This is a genomic window from Burkholderia alba, assembly GCF_034721475.1.
GTDB lineage: Bacteria > Pseudomonadota > Gammaproteobacteria > Burkholderiales > Burkholderiaceae > Burkholderia > Burkholderia alba.
Genome location: NZ_JAWJWL010000064.1, coordinates 5292 through 10047, shown reverse-complemented (window position 1 = coordinate 10047; position 4756 = coordinate 5292). Strand labels below are relative to the sequence as shown.

Below are 4756 nucleotides of genomic sequence, written 5' to 3'. Positions count from 1 at the left end.
CTTTACGAAGACCGATTCAGTCGGCCATCCGTGTGATTCTCAACCCCGCCTTGAACACGGAATTTCTGACACCCCCGCCAGAGCGTGTGGATCAGGGGTGCAGTCTGTGTGAGGTCGCCGACCGGATCGGTCCCGATGCTCTCGTGCCTGTCATTCTGTTCACGGGTGAAATGCCAATGCCAGAACGGCTGTGCGCCGGCACCCGTACGCGAGCGCCAGCCGTGGGACCATTGCCCGGTAGACAGGAACTGATAGACCGCCGCGTGCGCATCGGGTGGCAACAGGTTATCAATCACGGTGATGTCCTGCCACAATCGGGGCGCGTTGTTCGCTGCCACTCTTTCCATTCTCCGTCTCTCCCTAAGCACTCGCGTCGTTGCAGGCTTCAGAACTTCCAGTTGAGATTCCCCGTCACAGCGTGATCGGTCTGGCGGGTGGCCAGCGAACCCGCATACCCCACGCTCAGCATCCCGTTCTTGCCAAGAGCCATTCCTGCACTCACGTTCACCACTGCTGCATCCTTCGCCACCGGTACACCCGACACGTTAAACGGCGAGCTGCCCGCCACAAACGACAGCGTCCCCACCGGCTTCCCGTCCCCCAGCGCATGCTGCCAGCCCGCCGAGCCGCGCAGCGTCAGTTGCAGCCTCGTGCCCAGATCCAGCTGCGTCGTGCCGCGCAACCCCAGCGTCGAGAACGTCACGTCGTTGTTGCTGTCCTTCACCTGCAGCGCTGCCGCTCCTCCGCTCTCCGTCATCCCGTGGTTGTTCAGATGCACGAACGCCACCCGTGCGAACGGCTCGACCACCGACCGGCTCCCCACATTCAGCCTGTAGCTCGTCTCGCCAAATACCTGGGTGGTGTCGGCTTCCAGCGTTCCCGTTTCGTTCTCCGGCGCGGCACCGTATTGCACACTCCGGTCCACACCGCCCCGGTGCCACGTATGAATCGCGCCAACCCGGAAGCCGAATGGCCCCGGCTGCCAGCCTGCGTACGCCCCGAGATGGAAACTGTCGAACGACGCCGATGCGGGCTGGTCGTCCAGACTCACCGAGTTGTGGCTGTATCCAGCCAGTGCGCCCACGCGCAGGTCGTCGCGCAGCGCACCGTCTACTCCGGCCAGGAAGCCTCCCGTCGAGCTCGTATAACCACTCGCGTTGCCATTGCCTCTCGTGTTGCCCCACGAGCCCAGCACCTGCGCCCATGCCCCGGTACGGCTCGCTCCGGGCACTCCGTCATTGCTTACCGTCCACAGACGGTCGAGCGCTGCGTCGCGCACCTCGCGGCTCTCGTTGATCAGCATCCCGTATGCCGCCGGATAGATCTCCCCCGACAACTGATGAAACGATGCCTGCGGCACCGCCGCATTCGAGGCCAGCAGCACGCTCCGGTACACCGCGTTGTTCTGGTTCACCGTCTCCAGCGCGTTGGCCACGCTGCGATCGTTCGCCGTGTTTGCCACGCTCGCGAACGGTGTCGCATTGCGGTTCACGGCCAGGTTCACGCTGTTCGGGCCATACGTCAACGCCGTCCCGACGAACAGGTAACGTTGCGGCATTGCATCGAACTGCCCGTCGATACCGCCGGCTGCGTTCAGGATCGTAAAGCTGCGGCCCAGCAGCGTGGCAGTCTGCGCCAAGCTCAGCGGTGGCGGCAGATTTTCCAGCGCTGCCATCACCGTGCCGCCCGAGAGATGCGCGCGGCCGCCTGCATCGATCCGGTCGTTGCTTCCTCTCGCCGATACTTCGACCGCGTAGGTGGAGCCCGGTGCGAAGCTGACGTCACCCGCTACCTTAAGGCTGCCGATCGAGTGACCTGGTGCTACGATGCCGCCCGCTTTCGCGCTCAGAGACTGCAGCGAGCCGTTACCGGTCACGAGCCCGCCGTTACCCACCGATACACCGCCGCTTGCACCGTCCAGCGATGCCAGTCCGCCGTTCACGGTGACGTCGGCGGTCTTACCCGTGATCCTTGCAATACCTTGCGCCGTGATCGATACGTTCGCGCTCGTGCCTGCGATGGATGCCAGCCCGCCGTTCACCGCCACATCGGCGCTCGTGCCGTTCACCGTCAGCAGGCCATTGGGATTGACTACTGTGCCCGAAGTTACAGAGCCGTCGATTCTCAGCTCCCCGTCATCGACGGTCGTCAACCCGCGGTACGTATTGGCACCTGACAACGCCAGCAGGCCACCACCGGACTTCGTCAAGCTGCCCTGGTAGGCACGCGTTGCGTAGGCCGCTTCGCGAGCCGCGCCTATCTCGTACGCAGTCTTGTCGCTGTCGTTCGCATTCGCCGGTAAACCCTGGGTCCAGCCCTTCGCTTTCAACGTGTCGAGCCACGCCTGATGTTCCGCCGCGTCCTCCTTCTGGCGTGCGGCGAGCGCGATATCAGAGATATCGTTCGACCAGATGTCCGACGTGCCCGATGGCAGACTCACGTTGAAGCCACCCAGTAACTGACTGGGGCCATTCATCGCTTTCTGCAGATCAGGTAATCCCCATCCCGACACCGCGTTCGGCACGTGCGTGTTGCCGGGAATCAGCGCAGTAAAGCGGCCGAAGCTGCCCGTGGTGTCGCGCGGAAGCCTGTTCAACGGCTTCGAGAGATCGACCTTGGCCGGATCCGCGATCATTTCCTGCGAAGTTGTGAGCAGTACGGTCAATGCCTGCTCGCTGGTCAGATAGGGATAGCGCTCCATGACCAGCGCGAGCGCACCGGAGGCGTAGGGAGCGGAAGCAGATGTACCGTTAAAGCCCGGGTCATAGCCACCTCCAGCCGTGGGCGCCAGTGCCACCGTCGGCGCCATGAGACACCACCATTTTGCGACGCCGCACTGGTTATAGACCTGTCCGTTATTGCGCGAATAGCCGGACACCGCCAGCCAGTCGGCTTCGACCTGGGGCCGGTAGTACGGCAACGCAGCCAGCACATCTGGATTCTTCTGCGGATCGTTCGAGGCGGAAATGACTTCGATGTAGTGGTACTTCGTGGCGGCCTCCGAGGCCGCATCCAGCCAGGTCTTCGAGCCGTCGCGATTACGTTTGGCAAACCCCTCGTACGCCGTCTTTAACTGCGCGATGTTGTCGGTCAGGTTCTCCGCGGGGATCGGAGAATTCTGTCCCCAGCTCTGGTTGACGATCCGGACGCCGCTCTTCCCCAACGCGTCATAGGCCGCCGTGAAGTAGTTGTAGTCAAGTCGGTTGGAACCCTGTTCGCGATTGTCGTCAGTCCCATTGGTGTTGGCGACATAGAGATCGGCATTGAATGCCACGCCCTGCATTCCCTTGCCATCCCGCGCGGCACCGATTGCTCCGCTGACTTCGGTTCCATGTGAATCGTTGACACCATTGATATGCGATCCGGGAACGTTGAACGCGTCGCCCCTCTTGACTGGACTTGTCGAATCGTCCGCGTACAACTGAAAGCCGTCTTCGTAGTACGTGCCGATGGAGGACACGGGATGAATCCGCGTCCCAGAAAATTCGGAATGTGTCGTATCGACACCCGAATCCAGCACCCCGACTTTCACGCCCGCGCCAGTAAAACCCAGTGCATTGGCATACTGGGCCCGCATCGCGCCAGCTGCCCAGCTCGCCTTGAATTCCTTATCGTTGGCCCACGACTGGGCTGCCTGCTCCAGATTGCCTGTCCTGCTTCCATCAGCTTGGGTATACAGCTTTTCCTGAGCGAAGGACGGTCTCAAGAAGAGGGATCCAACGAGAAAAACATTGAGAAGAACCAGCGACTTTATCTGTTCTTTATCAAGATACCTAACTGATATTTTCATTTAAGTTCATTCCCGATTAGCCGAAGTTTTCAAGTTCGCGTTACACGTCGTTTGATAGACGACTGTCGTGCTGTAAGAGAGCCGGGTAATTGAACGCTGCGGGTCGATTGAAGTCATTCTCCGATACAGTGCTCCCGCGACCTGACTGCCACTTTGATTCGTTCTCTGGACGTCAGTCCAAAGTTCGGTCAAAGTAACGGCCCGAACAAGCCCAGATGTAGATAGTGAAGGACTGTTGATAAAACTAAGAGATCAAAAAAGCGGCTTGTGTCGAGAAACGTCAAGAAACGTCAAGAAGTATTGCTGTTTGGCACAATCAGGCTGGAATCATCGGTAATTCCCTGCTGGATTGGGCAAGATGACAATGAGCCGTTTAGGTTTTTCTCTGGTGTCGTGTTGGTGTGTCTGGTCTTTTGCGGTCGAAGCGTGTATTGCCTGGATGGCGTTAGCCGCGACGCCGGGTGGTATTTCGCGGACCGAAGGCGTCGGTAATCTGTCGCGCGCGCCGGGCGTCGTTGCCGTGCAGGTACATCGAGGTCGTGGCGATCGACGCGTGGCGCAGGTTGTCACGCACGCTCGTAAGCTCGGCGCCGTTCGCTAGTGCGTGACTCGCATGGCTGTGACGCATCCAGTGCGGACTCGCGCGTCGCAGTTTTTCGGCCAGCGCGGGATGATCGTCTACGAGTACGTCGGCCGTCTTGAGGAAGAACCGGCGCATCACGCGCCACAGATGTGCGCCGGTAATGCCGGCATTTTCATCCTCCCCGAGGCTGGCAAGGAGTGGTGTCTTCGGATTCCAGCGCTGCGGCGTGACGGGCATGTGCCGTTGTACATGGCATCTGGACGAGATGTTCGTGTCGTTGCGCGGCGAGCCCTTTGTTCTCTGGCGTGCGGTCGATCAGCACGGCATTGAACTCGACATCCTGCTGCAAAAGCAACGCGATAAGACTGCCGCGAAGCGCTTCT

At 60.5% G+C, this 4756-nt stretch carries 2 protein-coding genes and 2 pseudogenes; 1 reads left to right on the top strand and 3 read right to left on the bottom strand.

Annotated elements, in window-relative coordinates; translation table 11 throughout:
* Positions 1 to 2: 2 nt before the first annotated feature.
* The 3 genes and pseudogenes from RZR99_RS31405 to RZR99_RS31395 form a co-directional block, all read right to left on the bottom strand.
* Complete coding sequence (locus RZR99_RS31405) at positions 3 to 338, bottom strand: hypothetical protein (protein ID WP_323123619.1); 336 nt, start codon at positions 336 to 338, stop codon at positions 3 to 5.
* Positions 339 to 385: 47 nt separating this feature from the next.
* Entirely contained in the window at positions 386 to 3790 is a 3405-nt protein-coding gene (locus RZR99_RS31400) for an autotransporter domain-containing protein (RefSeq protein ID WP_323123618.1), read from the bottom strand.
* A gap of 445 nt (positions 3791 to 4235) precedes the next feature.
* A pseudogene (locus RZR99_RS31395) lies at positions 4236 to 4619 on the bottom strand (tyrosine-type recombinase/integrase); the annotation flags it as partial.
* Position 4620: 1 nt separating this feature from the next.
* Between RZR99_RS31395 and RZR99_RS31390 the strand changes: the two are divergent.
* A pseudogene (locus tag RZR99_RS31390) lies at positions 4621 to 4756 on the top strand (DDE-type integrase/transposase/recombinase); the annotation flags it as partial.